The organism is Nocardioides convexus, from assembly GCF_011090295.1.
Genome location: NZ_JAAMYA010000001.1, coordinates 627359 through 642289 on the forward strand (window position 1 = coordinate 627359; position 14931 = coordinate 642289).

A 14931-nucleotide genomic window follows, 5' to 3' on the forward strand; every position below is an offset into this window, starting at 1 on the left:
CGATGCGGCCCGGGACAGTAGTGTGCGTACATGGACCGCCGCATCTTCGGCATCGAGAACGAGTACGGCGTCACGTGCACGTTCCGCGGACAGCGCCGGCTCAGCCCCGACGAGGTCGCCCGCTACCTCTTCCGCAAGGTCGTCAGCTGGGGTCGCTCGAGCAACGTCTTCCTGCGCAACGGCGCCCGCCTCTACCTCGACGTGGGCAGCCACCCGGAGTACGCCACGCCGGAGTGCGACGACGTCGCCGGACTCGTCGCCCACGACAAGGCGGGGGAGCGGGTCCTGGAGGGACTGCTGCTGGACGCCGAGCAGCGCCTGCACGACGAGGGCATCGCCGGTGAGATCTACCTCTTCAAGAACAACACGGACTCGGCCGGCAACTCCTACGGCTGTCACGAGAACTACCTGGTGGGCCGCGCGGGCGAGTTCTCGCGGCTCGCCGACGTGCTCATCCCGTTCCTGGTGACCCGCCAGGTGATCGTCGGCGCGGGGAAGGTCACCCAGACCCCGCGCGGCACGTCGTACGCCGTCAGCCAGCGCGCCGAGCACATCTGGGAGGGCGTCTCCAGCGCCACCACCCGCAGCCGCCCGATCATCAACACCCGCGACGAGCCGCACGCCGACGCGGAGAAGTACCGCCGCCTGCACGTCATCGTGGGCGACTCCAACATGAGCGAGACGACCACGATGCTCAAGGTCGCCTCCTGCGACCTGGTGCTGCGGATGATCGAGGAGGGCGTGGTGATGCGCGACCTCACGATGGAGAACCCCATCCGGGCGATCCGGGAGATCTCCCACGACGTCACCGGGCGCCGCAAGGTCCGCCTCGCCAACGGTCGCGAGGCCAGCGCGCTGGACATCCAGGCCGAGTACCTCACCAAGGCACGCGACTTCGTGGACCGCCGCGGCATCAGCACGCCGGTGATCGAGCGCACCCTCGACCTGTGGGAGCGGACCCTCAAGGCCGTGGAGTCCGACGACCTCGGCCTGGTCGACCGGGAGATCGACTGGGTGATCAAGTGGAAGTCGATCGACCGCTACCGCGCCAAGCACGGGCTGCCGATGAGCCACCCGCGGATCGCGCAGGCTCGACCTCGCCTACCACGACATCCACCGCGGCCGCGGCCTCTACTACCTGCTGGAGAAGCGCGGCGCGGTCGCCCGGGTGACCAAGGACCTCACGATCTTCGAGGCGAAGTCGGTGCCGCCGCAGAACACCCGCGCCCGGCTGCGGGGGGAGTTCATCCGCAAGGCGCAGGAGCGCCGGCGCGACTTCACCGTCGACTGGGTGCACCTCAAGGCTCAACGACCAGGCCCAGCGCACGGTGCTCTGCAAGGACCCCTTCCGGGCGTACGACGAGCGGGTGCAGCGCCTCATCGACGGCATGTGATCGACAAGTGATCGCACCGCGCGCCCGGTGCCGCCGGTTTTCGGGTGCCATGGGTAAGGTTTGCGCGTGCTGCTGCGCCTGCGACGTCCCGCGACCCTGTTCCTGACCGCCCTGCTGCCCGCCTCCCTGGCGCTGGCCGCGTGCGGTGGCAGCGACGACTCCGAGCTCAAGGGCCTCGACGCCGTGTCCGTCTCCGGCAAGGTCGGCGAGGCGCCGAAGCCTGGACTGGAAGGGCACCATGACCGCCGAGAAGGCGACCTCCAAGGTGCTGACGAAGGGTGACGGCGCTGCCCTCAAGGACGGCGACGTCGTCAAGGTCGAGTTCACCCTCGCCGACGGCTGGACGCACAAGGTGACCTACGACGAGCTACCAGGACACCAAGCTCAGCCGGGTGGTCCGCATCGGGGCGAAGCCCGGCGACCCGACCAGCCTGTCCGACGTGCTCGCGCTCGGCCTCGACGGCCAGGTCAAGGCCGGCCAGACCATCGGCAGCCGGATCGCGGTGGCCGTCGGGAGCGACAAGGCGTTCGGCCAGTACTTCGGCAGCCAGGCCGCGACCCTGCTGGCCGACCTCGACATCGGCAACCAGGACGGCATGCTCTACGTCGCCGACATCGTCGGCCTCGCCCAGCCCGAGGGCAAGGCGCAGCCGGCCCCCGCGTGGGCGCCGAAGGTCGTCGAGAAGGACGGCATCCCCACCGGTCTCGACTTCGCCGGCGTCCCGGCCGCCAACGGCCAGGCTCCGGGTCGCGGTGCTGACCAAGGGCACCGGCCCGGTCGTCGGGACCGGCCAGGAGACGATCGTCAACTACCTCGGTCAGGCTCGCGAAGGGCAAGAAGCCGTTCGACGAGAGCTTCAGCAAGGGCGGCTTCACCGCCGTGCTCGGCGGCCCGCAGGCCTCGGTCGTCAAGGGCTGGTCGCAGGCCCTCGTCGGCCAGACCGTCGGCAGCCGGGTGATCCTGGAGATCCCGCCGAGCCTGGGCTACGGCAACAAGCCGCAGGGCACCGACATCCCGGCGAGTCTCCACGCTCTACTTCGTCGTCGACATCCTCGACACCGCGAAGCCCGAGCCCAAGCCCGAGCCGACCGGAACCCCCTCGCCGTCCACAGGTGCCTCCTCGAGCGCGCCGGCCTCGCCGTCGGCGACGCCCTCGCAGTAGCGCTCGACAGGGCAGAATCCCCCCATGCCCGCACCCAAGAGCGAGCGGCTGCTCAACCTGCTCATCATGCTGCTCGTCCAGCGGCGCCCGATCGCGAAGGAGCGGATCCGGGAGCCTGCTCTACCCCGACTCGCGTCCCGACGCCTTCGAGAAGATGTTCGAGCGCGACAAGGACGAGTCTGCGCAGCCTCGGCGTGCCCGTCGACGTGGCGACGATCGACCCGCTCTTCGAGGACGAGGTCGGCTACCGGATCCCGCCGGAGGCGTTCGCCCTGCCCGACGTCGAGCCTGACGGCGGAGGAGGCCGCGGTCGTCGGCCTGGCGTCTCGGGTGTGGCAGCACGCGACGATGGCGCAGGCGACCTCTGACGCGGTGCGCAAGCTTGTCGGCCGCGGGCATCGACGTGGACCTGGACGCCCTCGACATCGCCCAGCCGCTGCTGACCGCGGAGGAGCCGGGCTTCGAGACCTGCTGGCTCGCGGTCTGCGAGCGCATGGAGATCGCCTTCGACTACCAGCGCCCCGGCGCCGACGCCCCGAGCCGTCGCCGCGTCCAGCCGTGGGGCGTGGTCCGCTCCACCGGCCGGTGGTACGTCGTGGGCTTCGACCTCGACCGGCAGGCGGAACGGGTCTTCCGGCTCTCCCGGGTCCAGGGTGAGGTGCGCACCGTCGGTCTCCCCGGCGCCTACGACGTGCCGCCCGACACCGACGTGCGCGAGATCGCCCGCCGGCTGGCCCCGCCGAGCGCGACCGAGCACGCGGTGCTCCTGGTCCGCGAGGGTGCGGGCCACGGCCTCCGGCGCGCCGCGGCGCGGGTCGAGACCGGCGTACCAGGCCCGGACGTGCGGACCCGCTGGGACCGCGTCGAGCTGGTGCGCCCGGCCATCGGTCTCGCCGACGAGGTCCTGGCGCACGGCCCGGACGTGGTGCTGGTGGAGCCCGCTGCAGTGCGCGCGCAGGTCGTGGACCGGCTGCGGCGGGTGGTCGCATGAGCCGCACGGCGCTGCCCGCGTCGGGCGCCCGCGACCAGGTAGCCCGGCTGCTCACGCTGGTGCCCTTCCTGCACCACCGCGACGGCGTACGGCTCGACGAGGCGGCGCGGCTGCTCGGCACCAGACTCGGAGCAGGTGCTGCGCGACCTCAAGGTGCTCTTCATGTGCGGGCTCCCGGGCGGACTGCCCGACGACCTGATCGACGTCGACATGGACGCCATCCAGACCGAGCAGGGCGGTGCGATCACCGAGGGCATGATCCGGGTGGAGAACGCGGAGTACCTCGCCCGGCCACTGCGGCTCAGCGCGACCGAGGCATCGGCGATCATCGTGGCCCTGCGCATGCTGCGCGACACCTCGACCGGTGAGAATCGCGCCCTGGTGGGCCGCGTCCTCGACAAGCCTGGAGGGAGCGGCCGCGACGGCGGGCGCCGCCCACGTGGACGTGACGCCCTCGCCGCGCGACGCCGAGCAGGTCGCGATCGCCGACCGCACCCGCCAGCCTGACCGACGCGGCCGCGGCGGGACGGCAGGTCCGGCTGACCTACTGGGTGCCCTCGCGCGACGAGGAGTCCGAGCGGCTGGTGGACCCGCGGGGGGTGGTCACCCACGGCGTCTTCTCCTACCTCGACGCCTGGTGCCACCGGGCCGAGGGGGAGCGGCTGTTCCGCCTGGACCGGATCACCAAGGCTCGAGGTGCTCGACAGCCCGACCGCGACCGACCCGCGGCCCCCGCGCGACCTGAGCAGCGGGCTCTTCACCGACCTCGAGGGCGACGAGCACGTCGTCGTCACCCTGCGGCTGGCGCCGGAGGCGCGCTGGGCGACGGAGTACTACCCGGTCCGCGCGGTCCGCAACGAGCCCGACGGCTCGGCGGAGGTGGACCTCGTGGTGGTCGACCGGCGCTGGCTCGACCGCCTGCTGCTGCGCCTGGCGCCGTACGCCGTGGTCGTGCGTCCGGCAGAGTTCACCGAGTCTTTCACCGCACGTGCACAGGAGACCCTCAGCCTCTACGGGTGAGGGGGGCGTAGCATGGGTGGAGTCCGTTGCACCTGAGAAGCGAGAGTTGGTCCTCCACGATGTTTTCCCTGATCGGAATGCCCCAGGGCGCCGAGTGGCTCGTGATCCTGGCCATCGTGGTCCTCGTGTTCGGCGCGGCCAAGCTGCCCGACCTCGCCCGCGGCACCGGCCAGGCGCTGCGGATCTTCAAGGCCGAGACCAAGGGCCTGCGCGACGACGAGGAGGCCGCCCCGCCGGCGAAGCCCACCCCGCCGAGCCAGCCTCGCGACCTCCGAGGAGATCGCCGAGGGCGAGATCGTCGACGAGACGCGCGAGAAGAACGCCTGACCCGACCGCAGGTCCCTCTCCATGTCGCTGACCGGGGTCGCCCGGCTCTTCATCGGCAAGCCCCTCCATCCCGTCGGCTCCGACGGCCGGATGGCACTGTCGGACCACCTGCGTGGTCTGCGCGCCCGCCTGCTGAAGTCGGCGTTCGCGATCCTCGTCGCCTTCGTCGTCGCACTCTTCTTCTTCGACCCGATCTTCGCGGTCATCAACGAGCCCTACCAGCAGGCGCGGGAGGCGCTCGGCGCGGACCGCACGATGGCCACGGCCAACGGCATCGGCGGACCGTTCCTGCTCTACCTCAAGCTCGTGCGGGCTCACCGCCATCATCGCCACCAGCCCGATCTGGCTCTACCAGATCTGGGCGTTCATCCTGCCCGGGCTGCACCGTCAGGAGAAGAAGTGGACCCTGGTGTTCGCGGTGATCGCCGGCCCGCTCTTCATCATCGGCATCGTCCTGGGCTACCTCACCCTGCCCAAGGGCCTGGAGATCCTGATCGGGTTCACCCAGGCGGACCTGACGAACCTGGTGGAGTTCAACGACTACCTGTCGTTCTTCATCCGCACCCTGCTGGGCTTCGGCATCGCCTTCGAGATCCCGGTCTTCGTGGTGCTGCTCAACCTCGCGGGAATCGTCAAGGGCAAGTCGCTGGGCGCGCACCGGCCGTGGATGATCGTCGGCACCTTCATCTTCGCCGCCGTCATGACGCCCTCCGGTGACCCGTTCACGATGAGCCTTCATGGCCGTTCCGATGGTGCTGCTGTTCCTCGTCTCCGAGGTGATCGCCCGCTTCAACGACCGGCGTCGCGCCAACCGGTCCGTCAACGCAGGCCTGTCGCCCGACGAGGCGAGTCCGCTCGACCTGTGAGCCGGGGATAGCCTTTCCCCGTGCCCCGCGCCGTCGTCCTGACCAACCCGACCTCGGGCAAGGGACGTGCGATGCGGGTGCTGGACGAGGCGCTGCCCCGGTTCCACGGAGCCGGGTGGCAGACCACGGCGCTCACCAGCCGCAGCGCCGAGGACGCGCAGGACCTGGCCCGGGTCGCGGTGGCCGAGCGGCCCGACGTCCTCGTCGTGTGCGGGGGTGACGGGATGGTCAACATCGCCCTCCAGGCGCTCGCCGGCACCGACGTACCGCTGGGTGTGCTGCCGGCCGGGACGGGCAACGACTTCGCACGCTCGGTCGGCGTACCGCTCGGGGACGGTGCTGCCGCGGTCGGCCGGATCATCACCGGGAGCACCCGGAGCATCGACCTGGCCCGGATCGGGGACCGGTACTTCGCCGGGGTCCTGGCCGCCGGCTTCGACGCGGTCGTCAACGAGCGGGCCAACCGGATGCGCTGGCCCAAGGGGCAGATGCGCTACAACCTCGCGACGGTGGCGGAGCCTGCGGACCTTCCAGCCGCTGCGCTACGTGCTGGAGCTCGACGGCGTCGAGCGGCGACCGAGGCGATGCTGGTCGCGGTGGGCAACGGCCCCTCCTTCGGCGGCGGGCTGCGGATCACGCACGGTGCCGAGGCTCGACGACGGCCTGCTCGACGTGGTCCTGATCAAGCCGGTCAGCCGCGTGCAGCTGCTCCGCACCTTTCCGAAGGCTCTTCGACGGGAGCCACGTGAACCATCCGCAGTACGAGCACCACCGGGTCAAGCGGGTGACGGTCGCCAGCGCCGGCATCGTCGGGTACGCCGACGGGGAGCGCTTCGGCCCCCTGCCGCTCACCGTCGAGGCCGTCCCCGGCGCCCTGCGGGTGCGCGCATGAGCGGGGCGATGGACGACGGACCGAGCGCGGCGGAGCGCTACGCGGCGTACCGGCGCGACAAGGGGCACCCGGTCTTCCGCGACTTCGCGGCCGGCTACGCCTTCCCGCTCGACGACTTCCAGGTCGAGGGCTGCAAGGCCGTCGAGGACGGCGACGGCGTGCTGGTCGCCGCGCCGACCGGTGCCGGCAAGACCGTCGTGGGGGAGTTCGCGGTCCACCTCGCGCTGGAGACCGGACGCAAGTGCTTCTACACGACGCCGATCAAGGCGCTGTCGAACCAGAAGTACAGCGACCTCGTCGACCGGTACGGCGCCGACCAGGTCGGCCTGCTCACCGGCGACACCACGGTCAACGGTGAGGCGCCGGTGGTCGTGATGACGACCGAGGTGCTGCGCAACATGCTCTACGCACGCTCGCGCACGCTGGTCGGCCTCGGCTTCGTGGTGATGGACGAGGTGCACTACCTCGCCGACCGGGCCCGCGGCGCGGTGTGGGAGGAGGTGATCATCCACCTGCCCGAGTCGGTGTCGGTGGTCTCGCTGTCGGCGACCGTGTCCAACGCCGAGGAGTTCGGCGAGTGGCTGGAGACGGTGCGCGGCTCGACCCGCACGATCGTCGCCGAGCGCCGTCCGGTGCCGCTGTTCCAGCACGTGATGGTGGGGCGGCGTCTGCTCGACCTGTTCGCCTCCTCCGACGTGGACGCCGCCGCCGGCTTCGTTCGCGAGGGCGCACCGGTCAACGACGAGCCTGATGAAGTCTGGCCCGCGACGACTGGGCGTCCAGCCGGCTCAAGGACCGTCGTACGCCGAAGGGCGCGCGCGGCCGTCAGGGCGCGCCGGGCAGTCGCAACGTCGGCAACGGGCGCCGGATCTGGATCCCGAGCCGGATCGACGTGATCGACCAGCCTGGAGCGCAAGAACCTGCTCCCGGCCATCGACTTCATCTTCAGCCGGGCCGGCTGCGACGCGGCCGTGAAGCAGTGCCTCGAGGCCAACCTGCGGCTCACCGACCCCGAGGAGCGCGACGACGCCATCGCCTACGTCGAGCGCACCCTCGGCGGCCTGCCCTCCGACGACCTGCACGTGCTCGGATACCACGACTTCCTCGACGCGGCCTCGCGCGGCATCGCCGCCCACCACGCCGGGATGCTGCCGGCGTTCAAGGAGTGCGTCGAGGGCTCTACCTGCGCGGGCTGGTCAAGATCGTCTTCGCCACCGAGACCCTCGCCCTGGGCATCAACATGCCCGCCCGCACCGTGGTCCTGGAGAAGTCTGTCGAAGTGGAACGGCGAGACGCACGCCGACATCACGCCGGGGGAGTACACCCAGGCTCACCGGTCGCGCCGGACGCCGTGGCCTCGACGTCGAGGGCCACGCCGTCGTGCTCTGGCAGCCGGGCATGAACCCGCGCGACCTCGCCGGCCTCGCCTCGACGCGGACCTATCCGCTGCGCTCGTCCTTCCGGCCGTCGTACAACATGGCGGTCAACCTGGTGCACTCCTACGGCCGGCACCGCGCCCGCGAGCCTGCTGGAGCAGTCCTTCGCGCAGTTCCAGGCCGACCGCGCCGTCGTGGGTCTGGCCCGGCAGCAGCGCAAGGCCGAGGACGCCCTGGCCGGGTACGCCGAGGCAGCGCAGTGCCACCTCGGCGACTTCCTGGAGTACGCCGGGCTGCGGCGCCGGATCTCGGAGTCGGAGAAGGAGGCCAGCAAGGTCCGCCGGCACGACCGGCGCAGCGAGGCGGAGGCGTCCCTGGAGCGGCTGCAGCCGGGGGACGTCGTCGTCGTACCGGTCGGCAAGTTCGCGGGGCCTGCGGTCATCGTCGATCCCGGCTTGTCCGAGCACGGCCACCGGCCGCTGGTGATCACCGCCGAGCGGCAGGGCCGCCGGCTGGCGATGATGGACTTCCCGACGCCCGTCGAGCCGGTCGCGAGGATCAGCTCGCCGCGCAAGCTCGACCCGCGCAACCCGCACCAGCGCAAGGACGTCGCCCAGGCGGTGCGCGAGGCGGTGCGCGGCCTCCCGCTGTCGGTGACCCGGCCGAAGTCCGAGCGAGGTCCCGTCGACGCCGAGACCGCCCAGCAGATCGCCGCGCTGCGGGCCCAGGTCCGCGAGCACCCGTGCCACGGCTGTGCCGAGCGCGAGGACCATGCGCGCTGGGCCGAGCGGTACGCCAAGCCTGGAGAAGGACACCCAGGTCCTGGCGCAGCGCATCGAGCGGCGCACCAACACCGTCGCCCGGACCTTCGACCGGGTGTGCGAGGTGCTGGAGGCGCTGGAGTACCTCGCCGGCGACGAGGTCACCGAGCGGGGCCGCAGCCTGATGCGGATCTACTCCGACCTCGACCTGGTCGCCGCCGAGTCGCTGCGCACCGGGCTGTGGGACGACCTCTCGCCCGCCCAGGCTCGGCGCCGTGCTCTCGGCGCTGGTCTACGAGGCGCGCCGTCCCGAGGACGGTCCGCCGAACGTGCCGGGGGGCGCGATCGGGGTGACCATCGACGAGATGACCCGGTTGTGGGGGAGCCTGGAGCGGCTGGAGCGCACGCACCGGCTCGACTTCCTGCGCAAGCCGGACGGCGGATTCGCCTGGACGGCGTACCGCTGGGCGGAGGGGCAGGACCTCGACGAGGTGATCACCCGCAACGACCAGACCGCCGGCGACTTCGTGCGCCAGATGAAGCAGTCTCATCGACTTCGCGGGCCAGATCGCCGACGCCGCAGCGGGTACGCCGGTGCGCGACACCGCACGCGAGCCTGGTCAAAGCCTGCTCCGGCGCGGGATCGTCGCGGGCCCGTGACGCTCGTCGTCGCCGGCGCGGTGATCCTGCGCGAGCGCCGGCTGCTGGTGGTCAGCAAGCAGGCGGCTCCGGACGTGTTCTACCTGCCCGGCGGCAAGCCGGAGCCGGGGGAGACCCAGGAGGCGGCGATGCGCCGCGAGGTCCACGAGGAGCTCGGGCTCGTCGTGGGCGCCGCCACCCACTTCCTCGACGTCGAGGCGCCGGCCGCGATCGAGCGGGTCCCGATGCGGCTGACGGTCTTCCTCGCCGAGACCGACGGCGAGCCTCGGCTGCAGGCCGAGTCTCGCCGCGCTGGACTGGATCGACGGTGCCGGCAAGCACGGGCTCGGACCGGCGATCCGCGACCACGTCGTCCCGGCGCTGCTCGCGGCGGGCCTGCTGGACTAGGCGCCCGCGTCCCCCTCGGCCGCGCGCAGACGCGCGGCGTACTCCTCCCCGCGGGGCGACAGCGCGACGACGGCCCGCCGCTTGTCACCCGCGTCCACCCGGCGGACGACGAGGCCGTGCTCGACGAGACGGTCCATGTGCCGGGTGAGGCTGGCAGCGGGTACGACGGCCTGGGCCGCGACCTCTGCCATCCCCAGACCGGGGGAGGCGCCGACCACGGCGAGGATCCGCCAGTGGTCCATCGACAGCCCGTGGTCGTCGAGCAGAGGCTGCAGGACCCGCCGCAGCCGTGCCTCGACCTGCCGCACGTGGACGGCAAGGCTCGACGTCTCCAACGCTGCCGGTGCGGACTGCGTCACGGCGCTCTCCTCGCTCGGATGCGTCACGAACTCTGGGACGACGCTGCCACGCCGCGGCGTCGGGCCTATCCTAGGCGGGATCACAAGAAGCTCCGGTTGATCGCCTCGCCCGCAACGTCGCCGGCGGCCGCAGCCCCGGCCCGCACGGAGGTCCCGTGCCCCGCACCCGACTGGACGAGGTCCTCCCCGTCGCGCTGGTGGTCCCGCTGCAGGGACCGACCGGCATCTACGGACCGTCCTGCCTGGCCTGCGCCGAGTCTCGCGGCCGAGCAGACTCAATGCCGGCTCCGGGATCACCGGCCGGCAGGTCGAGCTCGTGGTCGTCGACGGAGGCCGCGCGCCGGAGGTGGTCGCCGAGGAGGTCGGCCGCCTGGTCGACTCCGGACGTGTCGAGGCGGTCGCGGGCTGGCACATCTCCGCGGTGCGCCAGGCGATCACCCGCCGGGTCGGCGGCGGACGCGTCGTCTACGCCTTCGCCGCGATGCACGAGGGCGGGGACCCGACGCCCGGTGTCTTCATGATCGGCGAGCGCCCGATCAACCAGGCTGCTGCCGGCCGCGCACTGGATGCGCGAGGAGACTCGGCGTCGGACGGTGGGCGATCGTCGGCAACGACTACGTCTTCCCCCGGGTGACCGGTACGACGGCTCGGCTGGCCCTGCAGGACACCGCCTCGGAGGTCGTCAGCGAGACCTACGTCCCGCTGGGCACGAGCGACTTCGCACCGGTCATCGCCGACCTCGAGCGGCAGCCCGTCGACGGCGTGATCATGCTGCTGATGGGGCAGGACGCGGTGCACTTCAACCGCCAGTTCGCCCGCGCCGGCCTGACAGCCGCGCTGCCGCGGCTCAGCCCGGCGGTGGAGGAGAACACCCTGCTCGCCGGCGGCGCCGCGGCCAACGAGGGCCTGTACGCCGCGGCGGCGTACTTCGACGGGCTGGGGACCGCGGAGAGCCTCGGTCCTGGCCCGGGACTACTACGCACGCTGGGGCCGCTGGGCGCCGGCGCTCAACGCCGTGGGCGAGTCGTGCTTCGAGGCGATCATGTTCCTCGCCCGGGTCGGCGACGTGTGCGGCTCGCTGTCGGTGGACGCCGCGGCTGCCCTTCCGAGCGGGCACTTCTACTCCAGCCCGCGCGGGCTGGTGCGCCTCGACGGCAACCTGCTCGACCAGGACGTCTACCTCGCCGTCGCGGACGGCCTGGAGTTCCGGGTCGAGCAGCAGATCGCGCGCGTCCACTGAGGCACCTCACCGCTCGCCGGTGACCTGGCGCCACACGGAGGCGAGACTCGGCCTCGTGCGCGTGGTGGCCCAGGCGGCGCCACAGGACGGCGCCGGGCGTGGCGAGGTCGAAGCGGTCGGGGTCGTCGTCGTCCGGCAGGCTCGGCACCCAGCGCCAGCACCGACGACAGCACCCGGTGCCCGCCGAGCAGCAGCGCGGTCGAGCCCGGGCCGAGCGGAAGGTCCTCCACCAGCACCGGCCGGCTCTCGTCGTCGATGACCGTGGTGGTCTGGCGCAGGCGGCCCGGCGCCTCCCCGAAACGGCCGAGCACCAGCACCTCGCGCAGCAGGAGCCGGGCGCCTTCGCCGCAGCGCACGCGGAGCGACCGGGTGACGTCCGCGCCCTCCGAGACCACGAACGGAAGGCCGGCCCAGGTGAGCCGGGCACCCGTGCCGAGTCTCGATCCGCACGTCCCACCGGGCGGTCGCGCCCCGCATGTCGAAGGCGACCGTGCCGCCCGGCTCCACCAGGTCCAGGCTCATCCCGGCGTCGACGCTGACGTCGACCTCCACGGCGTCGCCGGCCAGCAGCAGGGCGCCCTCCGGCACCAGCGACACCCGCGCCCGGTCCCGGTCGTGGGCCACCAGCATCGGACGCACGACCGAGGCGGTCGCGTCGGACTGGGTGGTCGCGGTGCGCACCCGGCACCGGCCGCTCCCGGCGCCGGGCGAGACCCGCAGCCGGGTCCGGCCCAGGCGCTCAGTGCTGGTGAGCATGCGCCGTCCCGTCGGCGTGCACGTGCCGGGCCATCGGCCCGGGGTCGACCGGCACCCAGGAACCGGTGCGGTGCACGGCGAGCATGCCGTCCACCCACGTCAGAACCGCGTCGACGGAGGCCCGGTCGTGGCGGGAGAGCCCGATCACCGGACGGCCGTCGCGGGCACCGGTGGCGTCCGCCAGCATCCGGGCCACGTCCACGCCGACGTACGGCGCCAGGTCGGTCTTGTTCACCACGAGCAGGTCGGCGCGCTCGATGCCCGGCCCGCCCTTGCGCGCCACGTCGCCGCCGCCGGCGACGTCGAGCACGAACACCTGCGCGTCCACCAGCGCGGGGGAGAAGGTCGCGGTGAGGTTGTCGCCGCCGGACTCGATCAGGACCAGGTCGAGTCCGGGGTAGTCCGCCTCGAGGGTCTCCACCTCGGCCAGGTTGGCGCTGATGTCGTCGCGGATCGCGGTGTGCGGGCAGGCGCCGGTCTCCACGGCACGGATCCGCTCCGCGGCCAGCACCCCCGCGGAGCGCAGGAAACGGGCGTCCTCGTCGGTGTAGATGTCGTTGGTCACCACGGCCAGGTCCAGCCGGGAGGAGAGCCTCGCGGCACAGCAGCGCGATGAGCGAGCTCTTGCCGGTACCGACGGGTCCGCAGACACCGAGCCGCAGCGGGCGGGGGGCGTGGTGGGTGTGCTCAGGCACGGAACAACCTCCTGGTGGTGCGGGCGTGCGCCTGTGCCCACGCCTCGATCTGGGGGAGGCCACCGCCGGGATCTCGGTGGCGCCCTTGATGCCGGCGACGGCGGCCACCACGTCCTCGACGGCGGGCAGGGCACCCGCCACCCAGCCGGTGGCGACGGCCGGGTCGAGCGGCAGCAGGCTGAGCGCGGCGGCGCAGACGGTCTGCACGTCGTCGTAGGCGACGAGGCGGGCGACCTGCTCGGAGCCGAGCCCGAGCAGCCCGCCGAGCGCCCCGAGGACGGTGGCCCGGCCCGGGGCTTCCGGGAGGCCGACGCCGCCGATCGCGGGCCACAGCCCGCGGGCCAGCCGGAGCAGGGCGAGCGCCTGGGTGCGCGAGGCCGCGCGCAGCGCGGGGGTGAGGGTGCGCGCCTGCCACGCCCGGTCGACCTCGGCCAGGCTGCCGCCGCTGGCGACGCAGTGCCGCGCCGCCACCGCGGTCCCGGCCTCGGTGCGGGTGACGCCGAGCAGACGCGCGCGCAGGTACGACGGGACGTCCGCCGTCCCGAGGCCCGCCATCACCGCGCCCTCCAGGCTGCCCGACTGGGTGTGCCCGCCGACGGGCAGGCGCGCATCGGCGAGCAGCAGCAGGAGGAGGTCGGGGTGGGTCACGGGCGCTCAGAACATCGCGTAGAAGCTGCGCCAGCGGCGAACTCGGTCGCCGGGGACGGGACGACGCGCTCGCCGTCGACGTCGATCGCGAAGGTCTCCGGGTCGATGTCGATGCGCGGCAGCGCGGTGTTGTTGACCATGTCGGCCTTGGTCACCGCGCGGGTCGGCCGGAGGCTCCGCGAGCCGGCGACGCAGCCCGAGCCGATCGGCGAGCCCGTCGGCGAGCGCGGCGGGGGAGACGAAGGTGACGGCGTGGTTGCTGCCGTCCTCGACCAGGGTGGGGCGCATCAGCACCGGCTGCGGCGTCGGGATCGAGGCGTTCGGGTCCCCGAGCGCACCCCACACGAGGGTCCCGGACTTCATCACCACCTGGGGCCGGATGCCGAAGAAGCGCGGGTCCCACAGCACGAGGTCGGCCAGCCTTGCCGGGCTCCACCGAGCCGACCTCGTGGTCGATGCCGTGGGCGACGGCCGGGTTGATCGTGTACTTCGCGACGTACCGCCGGGCCCGGGCGTTGTCGGCGGGGCCCTCGGCGAGGTCGCCGTGCGCGCCGTACCGGTGCTTCATGACGTGCGCGACCTGCCAGGTGCGGCAGATCACCTCGCCGATGCGGCCCATCGCCTGGGCGTCGGAGGAGGTGATCGACAGTGCGCCGATGTCGTGCAGCAGGTCCTCCGCCGCGATGGTCGTGGCCCGGATCCGGGACTCGGCGAAGGCGAGGTCCTCGGGCACCTGGGGGTTGAGGTGGTGGCAGACCATCAGCATGTCGAGGTGCTCGGCCACCGTGTTCACGGTGTGCGGCAGGGTCGGGTTCGTCGAGCCGGGGATGACGTGCGGCAGCGAGGCGACCGTGAGGATGTCCGGTGCGTGGCCGCCGCCGGCGCCCTCGGCGTGGAAGGCGTGGATCCCCCGCCCGCCGATGGCGCCGATCGTGGACTCGACGTACCCCGCCTCGTTGAGGCTGTCGGAGTGCAGGGCGACCTGCAGGCCGAACTCGTCGGCCGCGCGCAGCGAGGCGTCGATCGCGGCCGGGGTCGCGCCCCAGTCCTCGTGGACCTTGTACGCCGCGGCGCCGGCCAGCGCCTGCTCGGCCAGCCCACCGGCACTGACCGTGTTCCCCTTGCCCATCAGCAGGATGTTGAGCGGCACGGTGTCGAGGGCACGGTGCACGGCGGCGAGGTGCCAGGCCCCGGGCGTCACCGTGGTCGCCTTGGAGCCCTCCGAGGGTCCGGTCCCGCCACCCCCGATCGTGGTGATGCCGGTGGCCAGCGCCTCGACCAGCCTGGGAGCGCGAGAGCAGGTGCACGTGGATGTCGATCGCCCCGGCGGTGAGGATCCTGCCCTCGCCCGAGACCACGTCGGTGCCCGGGCCGATGACGAGCTCGGGGTGCACAC

13 protein-coding genes and 9 pseudogenes are annotated in these 14931 nt (G+C 72.6%); 17 read left to right on the plus strand and 5 right to left on the minus strand.

Going from position 1 to position 14931, the window contains the following annotated elements; translation table 11 throughout:
- Positions 1-30 precede the first annotated feature (30 nt).
- The 17 genes and pseudogenes from pafA to G5V59_RS04735 form a co-directional block, all read left to right on the plus strand.
- A pseudogene (pafA, locus tag G5V59_RS04645) lies at positions 31-1394 on the plus strand (Pup--protein ligase).
- Between the two features lie 66 nt (positions 1395-1460).
- On the plus strand, positions 1461-1676 hold the full coding sequence (locus G5V59_RS04655; RefSeq protein WP_278255743.1) for a hypothetical protein: 216 nt from the start codon (positions 1461-1463) through the stop codon (positions 1674-1676).
- Positions 1633-2154: a hypothetical protein gene (locus tag G5V59_RS04660; RefSeq protein ID WP_278255744.1), complete on the plus strand. Its 522-nt coding sequence runs from the start codon at positions 1633-1635 to the stop codon at positions 2152-2154. The genes G5V59_RS04655 and G5V59_RS04660 overlap by 44 nt, the downstream gene beginning before the upstream one ends.
- A 72-nt stretch (positions 2155-2226) precedes the next feature.
- Positions 2227-2925, plus strand: a pseudogene (locus G5V59_RS04665) (FKBP-type peptidyl-prolyl cis-trans isomerase); the annotation flags it as partial.
- Between the two features lie 35 nt (positions 2926-2960).
- The gene (locus tag G5V59_RS04670; protein WP_278255745.1) at positions 2961-3548 is read left to right on the plus strand and encodes a WYL domain-containing protein; all 588 of its coding nucleotides are present in this window, start codon (positions 2961-2963) and stop codon (positions 3546-3548) included.
- A gap of 162 nt (positions 3549-3710) precedes the next feature.
- Positions 3711-4055: a hypothetical protein gene (locus G5V59_RS04675; RefSeq protein WP_278259638.1), complete on the plus strand. Its 345-nt coding sequence runs from the start codon at positions 3711-3713 to the stop codon at positions 4053-4055.
- 53 nt (positions 4056-4108) lie between these two features.
- Positions 4109-4568 (plus strand): annotated as a pseudogene (locus G5V59_RS04680) (WYL domain-containing protein); the annotation flags it as partial.
- A 77-nt stretch (positions 4569-4645) separates the two neighbouring features.
- Positions 4646-4780 (plus strand): annotated as a pseudogene (gene tatA, locus G5V59_RS04685) (twin-arginine translocase TatA/TatE family subunit); the annotation flags it as partial.
- Between the two features lie 205 nt (positions 4781-4985).
- Positions 4986-5141, plus strand: a pseudogene (locus tag G5V59_RS04690) (twin-arginine translocase subunit TatC); the annotation flags it as partial.
- Positions 5142-5262: 121 nt separating this feature from the next.
- Complete coding sequence (locus G5V59_RS04695; protein ID WP_341351129.1) at positions 5263-5772, plus strand: twin-arginine translocase subunit TatC; 510 nt, start codon at positions 5263-5265, stop codon at positions 5770-5772.
- A 9-nt stretch (positions 5773-5781) separates the two neighbouring features.
- Positions 5782-6510, plus strand: a complete 729-nt coding sequence (locus G5V59_RS04700) for a diacylglycerol kinase family protein (protein ID WP_278255746.1) — start codon at positions 5782-5784, stop codon at positions 6508-6510.
- Positions 6507-6653 (plus strand): hypothetical protein, encoded by a 147-nt coding sequence (locus tag G5V59_RS04705; RefSeq protein WP_278255747.1) that lies wholly within the window; start codon positions 6507-6509, stop codon positions 6651-6653. Before G5V59_RS04700 ends, G5V59_RS04705 begins: the two co-directional genes overlap by 4 nt.
- A complete protein-coding gene (locus tag G5V59_RS04710; protein ID WP_278255748.1) occupies positions 6650-7549 on the plus strand; it encodes a DEAD/DEAH box helicase in 900 nt (299 codons plus the stop codon). The genes G5V59_RS04705 and G5V59_RS04710 overlap by 4 nt, the downstream gene beginning before the upstream one ends.
- Entirely contained in the window at positions 7546-8055 is a 510-nt protein-coding gene (locus tag G5V59_RS04715; protein WP_278255749.1) for a hypothetical protein, read from the plus strand. The genes G5V59_RS04710 and G5V59_RS04715 overlap by 4 nt, the downstream gene beginning before the upstream one ends.
- 1010 nt (positions 8056-9065) lie before the next feature.
- Positions 9066-9722, plus strand: a pseudogene (locus tag G5V59_RS04725) (NUDIX domain-containing protein); the annotation flags it as partial.
- Between the two features lie 790 nt (positions 9723-10512).
- Entirely contained in the window at positions 10513-10830 is a 318-nt protein-coding gene (locus G5V59_RS04730; RefSeq protein WP_278255750.1) for an ABC transporter substrate-binding protein, read from the plus strand.
- Positions 10827-11459: pseudogene (locus G5V59_RS04735) on the plus strand (ABC transporter substrate-binding protein); the annotation flags it as partial. The gene G5V59_RS04730 and the pseudogene G5V59_RS04735, both read left to right, overlap by 4 nt.
- On the opposite strand, the gene G5V59_RS04740 reads toward G5V59_RS04735, so the two are convergent.
- The 5 genes and pseudogenes from G5V59_RS04740 to G5V59_RS04760 form a co-directional block, all read right to left on the minus strand.
- Positions 11443-12192 carry a hypothetical protein gene (locus tag G5V59_RS04740; RefSeq protein ID WP_278255751.1) on the minus strand — a complete coding sequence of 250 codons (750 nt, stop codon included), beginning with the start codon at positions 12190-12192 and terminating at the stop codon, positions 11443-11445. The pseudogene G5V59_RS04735 and the gene G5V59_RS04740 sit on opposite strands and share 17 nt — an antisense overlap.
- Positions 12176-12757: a GTP-binding protein gene (locus G5V59_RS04745; RefSeq protein WP_341350848.1), complete on the minus strand. Its 582-nt coding sequence runs from the start codon at positions 12755-12757 to the stop codon at positions 12176-12178. Before G5V59_RS04745 ends, G5V59_RS04740 begins: the two co-directional genes overlap by 17 nt.
- A 334-nt stretch (positions 12758-13091) precedes the next feature.
- A pseudogene (locus G5V59_RS04750) lies at positions 13092-13442 on the minus strand (urease accessory UreF family protein); the annotation flags it as partial.
- A 99-nt stretch (positions 13443-13541) separates the two neighbouring features.
- Positions 13542-13943, minus strand: a complete 402-nt coding sequence (locus G5V59_RS04755; RefSeq protein ID WP_278255752.1) for a hypothetical protein — start codon at positions 13941-13943, stop codon at positions 13542-13544.
- A gap of 70 nt (positions 13944-14013) precedes the next feature.
- Positions 14014-14931, minus strand: a pseudogene (locus G5V59_RS04760) (urease subunit alpha); the annotation flags it as partial.